Origin of the sequence: Chitinophaga sp. 22308 (assembly GCF_052045305.1) — a bacterium.
GTDB classification, from domain to species: Bacteria; Bacteroidota; Bacteroidia; order Chitinophagales; family Chitinophagaceae; genus Chitinophaga; species Chitinophaga varians_A.
Genome location: NZ_JBQEOP010000001.1, coordinates 976424 through 991346 on the forward strand (window position 1 = coordinate 976424; position 14923 = coordinate 991346).

A 14923-nucleotide genomic window follows, 5' to 3' on the forward strand; every position below is an offset into this window, starting at 1 on the left:
CCATCGCAGAAATGGACAGGCGTGTATCAAAATCGAACAGTTTAAATAAAAAACCTATTTATATTATTCTGATAGCTATGCGTGCGTCAGATTGGCGTTGGATGTGCTGACAATAGTGTCTGTATAAAAAGCCGGTATCATGTTTAAAAGTTACTTCCTTACCACGTGGCGTAACCTGGTGAAAAACAAATTTTACTCCCTGATCAACATTGCCGGTCTCACTACCGGGCTGGCGGTTGGATTGCTGATCCTGCTGTGGGTGCAGGATGAACGTAGCTTTGACCGCTTCCACCGGCACAAAGACCAGCTGTACCGGTTGGAGAACAGGGTGGGCACGGGCGTAAGCCGCCACATCTGGACCGTCACTAACGCTCCTATTGCGGTGAATGCGCAGGCCCGGCTGCCGGAAGTGAAAGGCATGTTGCGAATAGCTGATAACTATGTTTGGTCTTCTTTCCGGTACAACAACCAGCTGTTTGCTGCCAACAAAGCATTCTTTACAGACACGACGCTTTTTTCATTGTTTGATTTTCCGCTGGTCCAGGGAAACCCCGCCCAGCCTTTTCCTGGCCCGCATACGGTTGTGATGACGGAAAAAGCCGCGCATAAATATTTCGGTAATGAATCCCCGCTGGGAAAGGTGATCATGGCCAACGACAAAACCAGTTTTACTGTCAGCGGTATTATCAGGGATTTTCCCAAGAACTCTTCCATACAGGGAGAATTGTTTTTTCCCATGCAGTTATTGAATGACATGTTCTACGCCGGCAAGGGGAAATATGCCGACCAGGAGTGGAATGAATATAATTTTCAGACGTATCTTTTTCTACAGCCTGGCAGTAAGACCGCCGCGCTGGCCAATCAGCTGCGCAACATACACCTGGAGCACAACCCGGAAGACACTGACATAGAATACCTGCTGCAACCGCTGGCCAGCATGCATCTATACGATGCCGACGGACGGGAAGACGGGATGCAGACAGTGCGCATTTTTGCGATCATCGCTGTCTTGATACTGGCTATTTCTGCCATTAACTACGTGAATCTCTCCACCGCCCGGGCGGTATTAAGGGCCAAAGAAGTGAGTGTGCGCAAGATCATCGGGGCGGAAAGGAGACAGCTGTTTCTGCAGTTTATATTGGAAACGGCTTTTGTTTTCGTATTGTCGCTGGCGTTAGCCCTGATAATAGCCAGTGCGTTGCTGCCGTTGTTCAATCAATTGTCCGGAAAAGAGCTGGTCATCAATTTTATGAGTGGCCGCCTCTGGATGCTCGTAGGCGTTACCGGCCTGGCCACACTGGCGGTGTCCAGTATTTATCCGGCGTTGATGTTGTCGTCGTTTGAGCCGTTGAAGGCGCTCAAAGGCGTAGTGGTAACGGGTATCCGCAACATCACTTTCCGCCGCGTATTGGTGACCGGACAGTTTGCGATTTCCATCGGGCTTATTACCGGTACGCTGATCATCGGGCGGCAGCTGCATTTTATGCGGACACAAAATCCCGGTTACGATAAAGAGCATGTGCTGATGTGCCAGTTGTCACAAGGCAATGCGCACTACGAAGCCATCCGGGAACGGATGCTGCGCGAGCCGGAGATCAAAAGCATGGTCAGGGCCTCCGGCAATATCGCCATGTTGGGCGTACAGTCCGGCGATACACAATGGGAAGGCAAAGAGAAAGGAGAGACGGTGATGGTGTATCCGCTCAGCGTTGAAAAGGATTTTATTTCTTTCTTTAAAATGCAGTTGTTGGCAGGAACTAATTTCTCCGGTACGCCGGCAGATTCTGCGCATTATATCCTGAATGAAACCGCCGTACGGGAAATGGGGCTCAAAAACCCGGTAGGCCAGCGTTTCCGGTTGTGGAAAAAAGAGGGGACTATTGTTGGCGTCATCAAAGATTTTCACTTCGCTTCGCTCAGGGTGAAGATAGAGCCGGTAGTGCTTTATTATCAGCCGGAACGCAACGATATGTTGCTGATGAAGACCAGCGGGCGCGAAGCCTCCGGCGCCATTGCCGCTTTAGAGAAAATATGGCAGCAATACAGTCCGGACATACCGTTTGAATATCATTTCATGGACGAAACATTTGACGACATTTACCGGGCTGACGGGCGTACCGGATCGCTGTTCAACGTATTTGCCGGTATTGCCATTTTTGTGTCCTGCCTTGGTTTGCTGGGGCTGACGGCTTACACTGCGCAGGTGCGTACCCGTGAGATCGGTGTCCGTAAGGTGCTGGGGGCGGGCGTGAGCAGTATCGTACGTTTGCTGACCCTGGATTTTATCCGTTTAATATTAATCGCCAACCTGATCGCGCTGCCGGTTTCCTGGTGGGCCATGAGCCGGTGGCTGAACGAATTTGCCTATCGTATTCCGCTCAGCTGGACCGTCTTTCTTTTCTCCGGATGTATAACATTGCTCATTGCGTTGTTTACCATCAGTTTTCAATCTATAAAGGCCGCCACGGCCAATCCTGTCAGGAGCCTCAGGACAGAATAAATTTATTTCCAGAATCCCAGCGCCTGTATGTGGTCGCTGGCACAGCCTCTTGCCTTTAATATTTTCCTGGCCGCCACTACCAGGTGGGAGTTGCCGGCGAGATAATATTGCCATGACGGGTGCAATGCCTGCTGTTCCAGTTGGGTGAGCAGTGCGGTTGCGTTGGGCATGGTATCCAGTGGCAGTTCAGGGAATGTCTGTGCAAACTGGCGGTGTGCTGCTTCGGGTATTACGACCATTCCGGATATCCAGTTGTGGGAAGCTGCCAGTTGCTGCAGTCCGTTGAAATGTCCAATCGCGCTCTGGTCACCGATCATCACGAGGTGAGAGCCCTGTACTATTTTTTGCCGGGTGCCATCCACACCGATATAGTGCATGGTGTCGCCAGGGGAAAGGCTTTTCGCCCATTCAACACCGGCGCCTTCGTGGCTGGTATCAATAAAAAGGGTACAGGTGCGGAGAGTGACATTCCAGCGGGCCGGCGTATAGTCGCGATAGTGATATGGCGCTACGCGGCATTTGATATGAGGCGGTGACTGCCAGTTGTGCATGTTCACACCGGGCAGGTGAAGGTCTATTTCGCAGAAACCGGTTGTTTCCCAATGCCGAACGTCCAGCACAGATCCTTGCCGGTTAATGGTTTTCTCGAGGAGCCCCATGCGGCGTTGACGTAAAGTAGTTGTTTCCATGTGCATTTATTTACCATGCAAAACAACGAATGAATCATTGTCCGGGAAATAGACAATCAAAGGGAAAGATTGGACAAATCGCGGTATCTGGCACGGAACGTCAGGGGCGTTTCACCTGCCAGCTTACGGAATACGCGCGTGAAATAGGTATGATCTTCAAAGCCGGTGCGGAACGCGATCTCTTTGGTGGTCAGGTCTGTATAGTAAAGCAGCCGTTTGGCTTCCCGTAAGGACTCCTGCTGTATCCAGTGGCTGACAGGAAAGCCGGTATGTCCTTTTACCACTTCGTTGAGATAGGAAAGGGAGAGGTTCATTTTCTCCGCATAGGCGGCCGGGCTTTTCAGGGAGAGAAAATGTTCTTTCACCAGTTCTTTGAACTGCCGGGTGATAATGGCTGCGCGGTCGTTCTGTTGCCGGCCGCTGTCGCTGGCTTGCAGGAATGCTGCGGCCACCATGCCTACGTAGGCGTCAATCAGGGAATGCAGCACTTTGCGTTGCAGGGGATCGCTGCCCGACAGCTGATCGTATTGAAACACCAGCTGAAGGCATTGTGTGAAAGGGCTGATATCGTCCACCGGAATACATTGCTGTTCTCCTTTGGCGTTTTCAAAGATATTGCGCCAGGTGTCCTGTACCAGCGGGATGTCTACCGCAAGGAACCAGCCCTGGGAAGTACCATTGTCCATGTAATGATGCACCTGTCCGGGTGCGATGAACCCGATGCCTTTGCCCTTGGGGCTATGAGGCGCGAAGTCGACCATCAGCTCCATTTGACCGCTGTCCTGCAGGAAGAACACGAAGTAGTCGTCGCGGTGCGGTTCCAATGCTTCCAGGGTACCGGGTTTTATCTGGGTATATTTTATTTCAATCCCGTTGCCGAAATGGGCTTTATGGGTGGGTACCTGTTTTCTCTTTTGTTGTTTGCCGGGCATAGTATATTTATTTAGGATGACAGGAGCGCGTAGGCTGTTTCGGCGGTCCGCAGCGCGATGGTGGCGTCTTCGCCGGCGTTGAGGCTCCAGGCGGCGGAGAGGCCGCTGTAGGCGATGATCCACCGCAGCAGGCGGGAAGGCTCTATGCGGGCGGCGGTACTGACTACCGCTACCTGGCCGGCGAGCCGTCCGGGGGCGCCGGCTGTTTCCTGGTCAGGGTTGCAGAAGATATTGGCGTAGTCGTAGCCGCGGTCGCCCCATAATCCTTTGGGATCGATGGCCAGCCATCCTCTGTCGCCGCCGTCGAGTACGTTGCCATGATGAAGATCGCCATGCAGGATGCTTATTTCCTGCTGATGACGGAGCAGGTCGTGTGCAATCAGCTGTGCGTCTCCGAGGATGCCACCGTATTTGTCGGCCGCAGGGCGCAGCTCATCGAACCATTTTTCCAGTGGCACCAGTTGAGCGGGTGGCGGCGTGCTACGCGGGGCGTGGAGCAGGTCTGCCACTTCGCAGATAATACGGCTGGCGGCGGCGTCTTGTCCGTTACGCGCCATTTCCGCCAGTAGCGGTGTGCTGTTGACCCGTTCCAGCAGCAATGCGGGCCCGTGCTGTTGCAGCACTTTCACGGCGCCTGTGCCGTTCCAGTAGGTCATTAATAAGCCGCCGCGTTGCTCTTCTGTTTCGAGGGCTATTTTCAGCATGGCGGGCTGTTGTTGGTAACGTACTGGTTGGAGCCAGCAGGAGTAGGTTTTGAATGGCTTGCCGTCGGGTTCCAGCTGCCATTGTTGCAGATAATGTTTCCGTTGCTGGCCACCGGCCCTGAAAGCAGCTGCTGTTCTCCATTCCTGCACAGGGGCGGTGTTATGATGCTTGGACATCCGTTGAAAGGAGATCGTTGTTAGAAAAAAAGTCCCTCCGGCTGGCGGAGGGACAACCGGTTATGACGGTATATTATCTTTTGCGATAACCGTCCAGTCCTGGCTGCCGTGGCCTTTTGCGATCCAGCGGTCCATTTCTTCCGCGATCGCGGGGATAACGGCGAGTTGAGTGCCGCTTTCCTTAGCGGCGTTCATAAACAGCTGGGTGTCTTTGCGGGACATGTTCAGCTCCCAGGACGGTTGGTCGTACGTGCCAGAGGTCAGGCGTTTGAGCCGCGGCACTACCTGTGCGCCAGGGTTCCAGGCGTTGAACAGGGAATACACTTCCTCCATTTTTATGTTGAGCGCCTTGCAGAGTGACAACATATCAGAGAGGCCGGCGGTGAAGGTCACCAGGAAGAGGTTGCCCATCAGTTTAATAGCGGCGGCTTTTCCCGGTTCCGGCCCGAAGTTGAGCACTTTACCGGTGAACGGAGCCAGTTCAGGTTCCAGCTGGCTGATCAGCTCCTGGTCGCCGGACACGAGGATGTTGCCGGTACCTTCCAGTGCGTTGGCAGGGCCCATGAACACGGGCGCATGCTGATAAACAAACCCACGTTCCTTCCATGCTTTGGTGCGTTGCACAGCACCTTCGGCGGAAGTGGTGGTATGATCTATGATAATGGCGCCTGGCTTTAATCCGGCGCTGGCGGCGGCTAACACTTCATCTACAGACGCATCGTCTTTCAGGGTAAGATAAATCCTGTCTGCTCCTTTTACGGCATCTGCCGCATTTTCAAATGCTTTGGCGCCATAGGCTTCCAGTGCAGTTGCACGGGAGGCGGTGCGGTTCCATACCTGTACCTGCAGTCCTTTATTGATCATTGCCCTGACAAAGCTCGATCCCAGCAGGCCCATACCTAAAAATGCTACCATAATGTTGATTTTTTGGCAAAGGTAGGAAAGAGTGGGAATATGGTTTTTACACTTATAAAGTCATCAGCCGCATAAAGGCGGCAGTGCTGCTTTTGTTCTCCCGTGCAGCATGTAGTTCCCGGAGGTAGGGAAAAGTGTGGATATTATACCGGAAAGCGGGCAGCTTGTGGCTGAACTTCTTTTCAAGGTAATCATTGAGCGCTGCGTCGGTTTTATTTCCTTCTATATAGGCATTCAGAAAATAATACAGGCTTTTGTATTCTTTCTCCAGCAGCAGGTGCAGGGCGATGACAAATGCGCCGTAAGTGATATCGTTGCTGCGGGCGATGATACTGCCTGCTTTCTCATAGAAAGCGGTATTCAGCTGCTGGTAATGTTGAGGTAAAAATATCAGGCAGAAATATTCGATGTTGTTGTTTTCAAAAACGCCGCCGGTGGTTTCTCCGCCGTCCATATTGTGCCAGGTGGCCCATTCCATAAATTCGTTGAGCGGCTGCCGGCCGGCCAGCAGTTCGTCCAGCTGATGTGCCAGTCCCTTTACTGTGGGAGCGGTGTCTTTGGCATATTGTTTATAATCCTGCCACTCGAAAAAATAATCGGGCTGGTAGTTTTCCAGCGCTGTCTCAAAAAGAGACACCGGGTCGGTGAACCCGGGTTCATAGGGTTCCGGCTGTAACACTTCTTCCATCTGGGCAATCAGTTCCCTGGTAGTCAGTTCTCCCTGGAACCAGCGGATGATCATATCGTGAAAAAACGGGTATTGTTTTCCCGGAGCATTCATGGACAAACAGGTTTATGAGTGCTAATGTACGAAAGAAGTGATTACAGCGGCGTTCGCAAGCCGTATGGCCGGCGAACGGCCGTTCATCTGTTATTTCTTACCGAAAAACCGCTGCTTCTCGCTTTTTGCTGGCACCATACTTTGTATCGCCGCCGCCGCTTCAATGGAGCGGTCGGCCTCTATAAGGCTGGCGCCATCACGGATGATGGCCTGATAGGCGGCAGCGCGGGCAGTGGCGTCGGGTTGTTTATCGTAGGTGGGCGCGGTGGAAATCATGCACATGACACCGCGCTGATGAAGCGCTTCGTATAGCGGCTGCAGTTGGGTCTTGTTGTCAGGGCCCACGTAGGCCATGATATGCGACCACGGAATGCCGGCGGCTTCATATTCGGCCATGGCCTCCGGTGTTTTGACAAAAGCTTCAAACACAAAGTCCTTGTTGCGGTCATAGTACCAGCGGGCTTCCCTGGCGGTATGCACGGTGATCATGACATGTCCTTCTGCCTGGTTTTTAGTGATGAGGGAAGCGGTCATTTCAAAAGGCACGTCTTTTTTATCGAGGACCAGAACGGTTTTGCCTTTTGCCCAGGTGATGGCTTCCTGCAGGGTAGGGATGCGGTATTCCGTGATGTTACCGTCCACATCTTTCAGCTTCAGTTGTTTCAGTTCGGCCAGGGTGTAGTCGGATACTTTACCGGTGCCGGTGGTGGTGCGGTCCAGTGTGGCATCGTGCATAAGCACGATAGCACTGTCTTTTGTCAGCCGCGGGTCTATTTCAAAAGTCGCGGGCGTATGCCGCAAAGTGTTTTCAAATGCCGCAATGCTGTTTTCCGGGAAACCGGTGTTCACCCCGCCACGGTGACCGCTGATGAAAGGGATGTCTTTGCCGGTATAACGAAGAAATGCCTGTAGCTCTTTGCTGTTGCGGATTTTTAGCACATGCATTTTTTGCGCATGGGCGGACAATTGGGCTGTCAGGAAAGCCGTTGCCAGGAACAGTTTTTTTATCATGATCAGGATTTGACAAGCGCGAAATATATCTGTTTTTTCCAACAATACCGGAAAGGTATATTAAGTTATTTGCATATTTTATTATTCCTATGCTTTTAGGAGAAGATAAAAACGGGAAAACTCCCCTAAATCTTTAGCGTGCATGAATTATTTTTGCAGTTCCTTTTGAGATATAATCATACCATGATCTTTAGGAAAATCGCGAACTGCTGGAATGCTGTCGTTAACATAGGAATACATCCCGGATTGTCTTTTATTGAAACGAGAAGGACAAAACTCCTGAATACGGTGGCTATTCCGGGGGTTATACTGACATTGTATTTCTGTGTTCTCAACCTGGTACAGCACCGGCCGGCATTTGCGCTGGTGAATATCGTCCATACCCTTGGCGATCTGCTGATACTGTACCTGAACAAAAAACAGCGTTACCTGCAGGCAAGGGGAGTGGTGATCGTATTAAGCCTCACCCTGTACGGTATTTCAGGGCTTTTGTTCCGGAACGGGGCGGAGTTTTACCTGATACTCATCCTGGTGCTTACCTACCTGATTTATGACAACAAATGGTTATTAGGTTTCCTTTCTGTATTGATCATTTCTGTGATAGCATTTGTGTACTATGCGCCGGTAATGTGGGACCTGAAGCCACTGGTGCCTTCCGGCAGGATACTGGCCAACCTGGTGATAGCCCTGGGTGTGGCGGTCATCGCCCTGATTTATTTTAAAAGCGTGCATGCGGAATACCAGGAACAGACGGAAGAACAGCGTAAAGTGCTGGACTTGCTGAACCGCGACAAGGTGAAGCTGTTTTCCATCATCGCACATGATATCCGCAGTCCGCTGGCCACCCTGGAAGGGTTGCTGCTTATGTTCAGCAATAACCACTACAGTGAGGCCGAAATGAAATCGGCAGCGAAGGAGCTGCACCTGAAAGTGTCGCAGCTGGGAGAAACGCTCAATAACCTCCTGCGCTGGACAGCCGGACAAATGAAAGGGCTTCATACCGAGCCGGTAGATGTGCTGCTGGCGCCCCTCGTCAATGATGCGCTCAGCACCTTTGAACCCAATATCCGGCAGAAAGGGCTGAAGCTGGACATGTCCGTGGATGACCGCACTCCGGTATATGTAGATACCAATCAACTGATGATCGTGCTGCGTAACCTGATCAGCAACGCTATTAAATTCAGCCACCAGGAAGGGACCATCACCATCAGCACCGCCACAGACAATAAAAACGTATGCCTGGCCGTGACTGACGAGGGCATGGGCATGGACCGCGAGCGGCAGGAAACACTGTTCTCTTTCGGTTATAAACCAGGCTATGGCACCGCAGGCGAACGCGGCTCCGGAATTGGCCTGGTGCTGTGCGCTGAATTTATCCGCCAGAACAACGGCGAAATAAGCGTGGAAAGCACACCAGGCAAAGGCACCACCTTCCGGTTGACATTGCCCGCCGGCCAGGAAAAAACACCGGAAGAAATAGAAGAAGAATGGTGGGCATAAATACCGCTGCCTAAACTTTGCATGATACTGGGTTTGATGAAATATTTTCATAGCTTTGTTTTCAAGGCTAAACATTTTCATCAACCAAACCAATGCCCGCTTACCACGTATACGAGGACAGTGAACTGCTCGACTTTGTAAAGTCAGGCAATGAAGCCGCGTTTGATGAAATCTACCGCCGGCACTGGCACAGCCTCTATCACAGTGCCTACTACCTGCTCCGCGAAGAAGCTCCCGCTATGGACATAGTACAGGACATATTCGTCTGGTTCTGGGAACACCGTGACCACCTGGTGCTGACCACTCTCCGCGGATATCTCCTTATGGCCGTCCGGTATAAAGTGGCCAACTATTTCCGCCGGCAGAAAGTACGGGCCGCCTTTACCGCAGAATCCATAATGCTCGCCCGTGAAGAAGGTGCCTGCGAACAGGCACTGGAACTGAAAGAATTGAAAGCAGTCATTGCCAGCTTTACCGCGGAACTGCCCGAACGTTGCCGGGAGGTATTTCAACTGAGCCGCCAGGAACATTTGTCCAACCGGGAGATAGCCCGTCAACTGAGAATTTCGGAGAAAACGGTGGAGAACCAACTGACGATAGCACTGAAGAAATTAAGGGTGAGACTGGGGAGTATGTCGTTGTTGATGTAGGTGCTATTGCAGCCTAATCGTCTATTGCGCTAAATTGTTAAATACTACATTGCCTGAAGTACGTTTGTGTCTGCCTTGTACATAGTCGCTTTCAGATAGCTGGTCCAATTGGCCAGTCGTATAATATTATCGGCACCCGCCTGGTGTAGTTCCCCTGATGTTCGTAGAATGGCTTTGGGTAATAGAAAATAACCGAAATAGCCTTTAATCATTCCCTTAAAAAAAAATTCACCACCCCTTTGGGGGATCACCTCCATAAAGGTGCCTATTATACGAGAACGTCCTCTATGGAACAGGAAGCACTACAGCGTTTATTGGAAAAAATCAGCGATGGCACCGCTACAGATGATGAAATAGCCACGTATCTCCGGTATTGTGAAGCAACGGAGAAAGCAGGCGAATACACTCTGCCACGGCCCGATACGGAAGGCGTGGAGCTACGTATGCTGGCCGCCATCCATCAGCGCACCGGCAGGCGGAAGCCTCGCCGTATGGTGCGTTACTGGTATGCCGCAGCGGCCATACTGACGGGCCTGATAGCCCTGGTGGTATACCTGAAACCGGAACGCCATGCTGCGAAGCCGGCACTGGCCACGTCGGTTCAGCAGGACATTCCCGCCGGTACGGACAAAGCGGTGCTCACCCTCGCCAACGGCAAAAAGATCACACTGGGAACAGCTAATGACGAAGCCGTGGCACAACAGGCAGGACTGAAGGTATACCGAAGCGACAGCGGCGAGATCGTCTACGAAGCCACCGGCGCGGGCAGCGGTTTCCATGAAATCAGCACGCCGCGCGGCGGACAATACCGGGTAGTATTGCAGGACGGCAGTAAAGTGTGGTTGAACGCGGCTTCTTCCCTGCGGTATCCGGCTACTTTTACCGGCAGCACCCGTACCGTAGAACTGAAAGGGGAGGCCTATTTTGAAATTGCCGGCAATGCCCGTCAGCCTTTTATTGTGCATACGCCTTCGCAACAGGTGGAAGTGCTGGGCACTCATTTTAATGTGAATGCGTATGAAGACAATGCACACACGCAGACAACTTTATTGGAAGGCCGCGTAAGAGTCAGCGCAGGTCACAACGGAGTTATATTAAATCCCGGAGAACAGGCCAGCCTCAACCACCAGGGAGCCCTGTCCAAAACCCCGGCAGATGCCAATGCCGCGGTAGCCTGGAAAAACGGGTATTTTATTTTTAATGATACGTACCTCACGGAAGTATTGCAGCAACTGTCCCGCTGGTATAATGTGGAAGCAGATTTCAAAGCCATTCCGAATATGCGCTACAACGGCGTCATTCCCCGGAATGTACCGTTGTCAAAGGCTCTGGAGATGCTCGAATTCACCGGCGGCGTCAAATTCAACGTGAACAATAATATCATCAGTGTCAGACATTAAACAGTAAAACAAGGAGGAAAAAAATCGTCAACCAAAAAAAGACCGGCCATGCGCCAACATGACCGGTCGGAGATAAGGTAAAACAGCTACCAAACGCTTATTCAGTAAACTATTCTTTCACCTAACCAAGCAAATGTATGAATTTCAGAAATCCATACAAGGGGGTGTTTTGTCCCACCACCAGGAACCCCCGTCACCAGTACCTAACAAAATTTTTAAATGTTATGAAGCTGACGTTTCTGTTGATGACGGTCGCTTTCCTGCAAGTGTCTGCTGCTGCATTTTCGCAGCAGGTAACGCTGCAACTGGAGAAAGCCTCCCTTAAAACAGTGTTCGCCGAAATCCGGCGGCAGACAGGCTATCAAGTGCTGTTCAGCACGGAAATACTGGAGAAAGCCACTCCGGTCAGTATACGGGTCAAAGACGCTTCCATCGATGAAGTGATGGCCACCGTACTGTATCATCAACCCCTGTCATACCGGGTGGACGGGAAAATCATCCTGATTGGCAACAAAACACCTAACCCTGTTACCATGCCGGTCGTCGTAAAAATGCCAGTCAAAGGAAAGGTGACCAACGACAAAGGAGAACCGCTGCCTGGTGTCAGCATCCTGGAAAAAGGAACTGCCAACGGTACTGTCACTGATGGACAGGGCGCGTTTTCCCTTAATGTACAAGGCGCGTCGTCTGTACTGATTGTCCGCTTTATCGGTTATGCACAGCAGGAAGTCAAAGCCACGGGCAATATGAGCATTGTGCTGCTGGAGGACCTTTCTGCCATGAATGAAGTGGTGGTGGTTGGTTACGGCTCTCAGAAAAAAGCCAACCTCACCGGTGCTGTGAGCTCCGTAAAAATGGACGAAGTACTGGGCGACAGACCCGTTAGCTCCGCCTCACAAGCCTTGCAGGGCGCTGTTCCCGGGCTACAGATCACCTATGGTTCCGGGCAGCCTGGTACGTCCACGGCTATCAATATCCGCGGTTATACTTCTATCAACGGCGGTGAACCGCTGGTACTGGTAGACAATGTACCGATGGACATCGACGATGTAAACCCCAAAGACATTGACAACATAACAGTGCTCAAAGACGCGGCGGCTGCCTCTATCTACGGCGCCCGCGCTGCTTTTGGCGTGATATTGGTCACCACGAAAAAAGGAAAGAAAAACCAGCCCGTACGCTTTAGCTATTCCAATAACTTCACTTTCAGTTCACCTACCACACTGCCTAAGAAAGCCTCTCCGCTGGAACTGGTACGTGCCCTGAAAGATTTCGGCACCAACTCCTACTGGACAGGCCAGAATGTAAACACCTGGCTGAAACTGCTGGAAGAATATCAGCAAAATCCGTCCTCTTACCCTGACGGCTATACGACGGTAAACGGGCTGAAGTATCCGCTGGCCGAAACAAATCTCTACGGAGAGCTGTTCACCCGTGGCTTTGAGCAGATGCACAACTTCTCCTTCGGCGGCGGGTCTGAAAAAACAACGTTCCGGGTGTCCGGCGGATATACCGGTGAAGACGGTATCCTCGTTACCAACAAAGACAAATACACCCGTTATAATTTCAACGCTTTTCTCGGTACGGAACTGACCAAAAACCTCAACGCCAGCGTAAACCTCTTCTATAAAAACAGCAACCGCACTACGCCGGCGGATTTCGGCAGCCTCTTCTATAATGCGATCACCTATAGTTCGTATATACCTACGGGTTATGGCACTGCGCCCAACGGGGATGTGCTGCCCTACAATACCCCCAATAACGTGGTGAAAACAGAGCCTGTCAATACCACGTTTGGCGATGATCTGCGCCTGTTCGGTAAATTGGAATATAATCCGCTCAACGGCTTAAAGATCACCGGAGAATATACGTACGACAAAAGAAACCAGGACGACCGGAAGATACAGGGCAAAAATGAATACATCAACGCGGCCACTTATGACCGCCAGTTCCTGAACAACAATACCCGTTACACCCGCGCTAACGATCAGACGGTATATCAGGCGGTGAACCTTTACGCCAGCTATACCAAAGCACTGGGGCAACATCACGCCACGCTGCTGGTGGGCACCAACCAGGAAATCAGCAAGCAGGAAAATTTCAACATCAACAGGCTGGACATCCTGAGCCCACAGGTGCCTTCCCTATCCACTTCCACCGGCACCATCGCCGGCGGTGACGGCTTCGGTGAATACGCTATTTCCGGTTACTTCGGCCGCATCAACTACGACTATAAAAATAAGTACCTGCTGGAAGTAAACGGCCGTTTCGATGGCTCCAGCCGTTTTGCGCCGGGACATCGTTTTGGTTTCTTTCCTTCTGTGTCTGCCGGCTGGAATGTCAGCGAAGAAGCTTTTATGAAACCGCTGAGCCCTGTGCTGTCGCAATGGAAGCTGCGTGGCTCTTTCGGCGAAATAGGCAACCAGGTGGTGTTTAGAAGAGACAAAAACAATAACAGGGTGCCTAACTATTACCCCTATATTCCTGGTATGGAGCCGTACAACGCTTCGTGGACAGACCCTGCGACCAACATCCGTTACGTGTCCCTGGGCATGCCTGCACTCGTAAGCTCCGACTTCACCTGGGAAACCGTGCGTACCCTCGATTTCGGTACAGACATCAGTTTGTTCCGCGACCGCCTGAATGCCTCGTTCGACTGGTTCCGCCGCAGCACCCTCAATATGCTGGCGCCGGGCGCCGAACTGCCCGCTATCCTGGGCGCGCCCGCACCATTACAGAACGTGGCAGACCTGCAATCCAAAGGCTGGGAACTGCAAATGTCCTGGAAAGATAAAATACGGTCCGTGAGTTATTCCATCGGCTTCAACCTGTCAGACAGCCGTGCCTTCATCACGCGGTATAACAATCCTGCCGGCCTGTTGACCATCAACAGCAGCGGCCAGCTGGACAACTTTTACACCGGGGAGGAAATAGGAGAGATATGGGGCTTTGTGACCCACGGATTTTATACCGTTGATGATTTCCAGAAAGGATCGCTGGACGCCAACCTGCAAAAAGGCACACTGTTGCCCGGCGTGCCCGGATACCGCGGCGTACCGCAGAACCCCGGGGATATCCGGTATGAAGACCTGAACGGCGACGGACAGATCTTTACCGGCAACAATACCCTGTCAGACCCCGGTGACCGTAAAGTGATCGGTAATACGCAACGCCGCTTCCAGTTTGGTGTTTTCGGCAATGCTTCCTGGAATAATTTCGACTTGTCCTTCTTCCTGCAAGGTGTTGGTAAAAGAGACCTGTGGCTGAGTAACCAGCTGTACTGGCCGTATCTCAACCAGTTTGGCACCATGTACAAACATAACCTCGATTACTGGACGCCTGCCAATCCGAACGGTTTTTATCCACGCGGATATCCCGATGGCGCCGGTAACGCCGATAAGAGCCGTTTTGTGCAGACCAAATATTTATCCAACGGCGCTTACCTGCGGGTAAAAAACATCACGCTGGGATATACCGTGCCGAAGCCACTGCTGAAACGTATTTTCATTGATAATATTCGTGTATTCGTGAGCGGTGAAAACCTTTTCACGTTCGATCATCTGCCCGATGGCATGGAGGCAGACGCCAATATTGTCAGCGACGGCGGTATCTATCCATTCCTGAAGAAATACAGCTTCGGTCTTAATGTTAATTTCTAACCAGC

Annotated in this window: 11 protein-coding genes; 5 read left to right on the top strand and 6 right to left on the bottom strand. The window is 51.7% G+C overall.

All coding sequences use genetic code 11. From position 1 onward, the window contains the following. Positions 1 to 139: 139 nt before the first annotated feature. Positions 140 to 2500, top strand: a complete 2361-nt coding sequence (locus ACTJJS_RS03955; protein WP_440662506.1) for an ABC transporter permease — start codon at positions 140 to 142, stop codon at positions 2498 to 2500. A gap of 2 nt (positions 2501 to 2502) precedes the next feature. On the opposite strand, the gene ACTJJS_RS03960 is transcribed toward ACTJJS_RS03955, so the two are convergent. The 6 genes from ACTJJS_RS03960 to ACTJJS_RS03985 all read right to left on the bottom strand — a co-directional run bounded on the left by ACTJJS_RS03960 (position 2503) and on the right by ACTJJS_RS03985 (position 7709). Continuing rightward, positions 2503 to 3189 carry an SIP domain-containing protein gene (locus ACTJJS_RS03960; RefSeq protein WP_440662507.1) on the bottom strand — a complete coding sequence of 229 codons (687 nt, stop codon included), beginning with the start codon at positions 3187 to 3189 and terminating at the stop codon, positions 2503 to 2505. Between the two features lie 56 nt (positions 3190 to 3245). Beyond that, positions 3246 to 4121, bottom strand: a complete 876-nt coding sequence (locus ACTJJS_RS03965; RefSeq protein WP_440662508.1) for a helix-turn-helix domain-containing protein — start codon at positions 4119 to 4121, stop codon at positions 3246 to 3248. 11 nt (positions 4122 to 4132) lie between these two features. Further along, complete coding sequence (locus ACTJJS_RS03970) at positions 4133 to 5002, bottom strand: aminoglycoside phosphotransferase family protein (RefSeq protein WP_440662509.1); 870 nt, start codon at positions 5000 to 5002, stop codon at positions 4133 to 4135. A 60-nt stretch (positions 5003 to 5062) separates the two neighbouring features. Continuing rightward, positions 5063 to 5917, bottom strand: coding sequence for an NAD(P)-dependent oxidoreductase (locus ACTJJS_RS03975; RefSeq protein WP_440662510.1), 855 nt, complete (start codon positions 5915 to 5917; stop codon positions 5063 to 5065). A 52-nt stretch (positions 5918 to 5969) separates the two neighbouring features. After that, positions 5970 to 6698, bottom strand: a complete 729-nt coding sequence (locus tag ACTJJS_RS03980) for a hypothetical protein (protein WP_440662511.1) — start codon at positions 6696 to 6698, stop codon at positions 5970 to 5972. A 90-nt stretch (positions 6699 to 6788) separates the two neighbouring features. Continuing rightward, a complete protein-coding gene (locus tag ACTJJS_RS03985; protein ID WP_440662512.1) occupies positions 6789 to 7709 on the bottom strand; it encodes a glycerophosphodiester phosphodiesterase family protein in 921 nt (306 codons plus the stop codon). Positions 7710 to 7892: 183 nt separating this feature from the next. Here ACTJJS_RS03985 and ACTJJS_RS03990 point away from each other — a divergent pair, with 183 nt between their 5' ends. From ACTJJS_RS03990 to ACTJJS_RS04005, 4 genes are all read left to right on the top strand, one after another. After that, positions 7893 to 9209 carry a sensor histidine kinase gene (locus ACTJJS_RS03990; RefSeq protein WP_440662513.1) on the top strand — a complete coding sequence of 439 codons (1317 nt, stop codon included), beginning with the start codon at positions 7893 to 7895 and terminating at the stop codon, positions 9207 to 9209. 92 nt (positions 9210 to 9301) lie between these two features. After that, positions 9302 to 9859 (top strand): RNA polymerase sigma-70 factor, encoded by a 558-nt coding sequence (locus tag ACTJJS_RS03995; RefSeq protein WP_440662514.1) that lies wholly within the window; start codon positions 9302 to 9304, stop codon positions 9857 to 9859. Between the two features lie 287 nt (positions 9860 to 10146). Continuing rightward, complete coding sequence (locus ACTJJS_RS04000) at positions 10147 to 11259, top strand: FecR family protein (RefSeq protein ID WP_440662515.1); 1113 nt, start codon at positions 10147 to 10149, stop codon at positions 11257 to 11259. A gap of 224 nt (positions 11260 to 11483) precedes the next feature. Then, the gene (locus ACTJJS_RS04005) at positions 11484 to 14918 is read left to right on the top strand and encodes a TonB-dependent receptor (protein ID WP_440662516.1); all 3435 of its coding nucleotides are present in this window, start codon (positions 11484 to 11486) and stop codon (positions 14916 to 14918) included. The last annotated feature ends 5 nt before the right edge of the window (positions 14919 to 14923 follow it).

Excerpts from the sequence above, each read along its gene's own strand:
- ACTJJS_RS03990 (WP_440662513.1), top strand. The coding sequence starts at position 7,893 with ATGATCTTTAGGAAAATCGCGAACTGCTGGAATGCTGTCGTTAACATA.
- ACTJJS_RS03975 (WP_440662510.1), bottom strand. The coding sequence starts at position 5,917 with ATGGTAGCATTTTTAGGTATGGGCCTGCTGGGATCGAGCTTTGTCAGG.
- ACTJJS_RS03965 (WP_440662508.1), bottom strand. The coding sequence starts at position 4,121 with ATGCCCGGCAAACAACAAAAGAGAAAACAGGTACCCACCCATAAAGCC.
- ACTJJS_RS03955 (WP_440662506.1), top strand. The coding sequence starts at position 140 with ATGTTTAAAAGTTACTTCCTTACCACGTGGCGTAACCTGGTGAAAAAC.
- ACTJJS_RS03985 (WP_440662512.1), bottom strand. The coding sequence starts at position 7,709 with ATGATAAAAAAACTGTTCCTGGCAACGGCTTTCCTGACAGCCCAATTG.
- ACTJJS_RS04000 (WP_440662515.1), top strand. The coding sequence starts at position 10,147 with ATGGAACAGGAAGCACTACAGCGTTTATTGGAAAAAATCAGCGATGGC.
- ACTJJS_RS03970 (WP_440662509.1), bottom strand. The coding sequence starts at position 5,002 with ATGTCCAAGCATCATAACACCGCCCCTGTGCAGGAATGGAGAACAGCA.
- ACTJJS_RS03995 (WP_440662514.1), top strand. The coding sequence starts at position 9,302 with ATGCCCGCTTACCACGTATACGAGGACAGTGAACTGCTCGACTTTGTA.
- ACTJJS_RS03960 (WP_440662507.1), bottom strand. The coding sequence starts at position 3,189 with ATGGAAACAACTACTTTACGTCAACGCCGCATGGGGCTCCTCGAGAAA.
- ACTJJS_RS04005 (WP_440662516.1), top strand. The coding sequence starts at position 11,484 with ATGAAGCTGACGTTTCTGTTGATGACGGTCGCTTTCCTGCAAGTGTCT.
- ACTJJS_RS03980 (WP_440662511.1), bottom strand. The coding sequence starts at position 6,698 with ATGAATGCTCCGGGAAAACAATACCCGTTTTTTCACGATATGATCATC.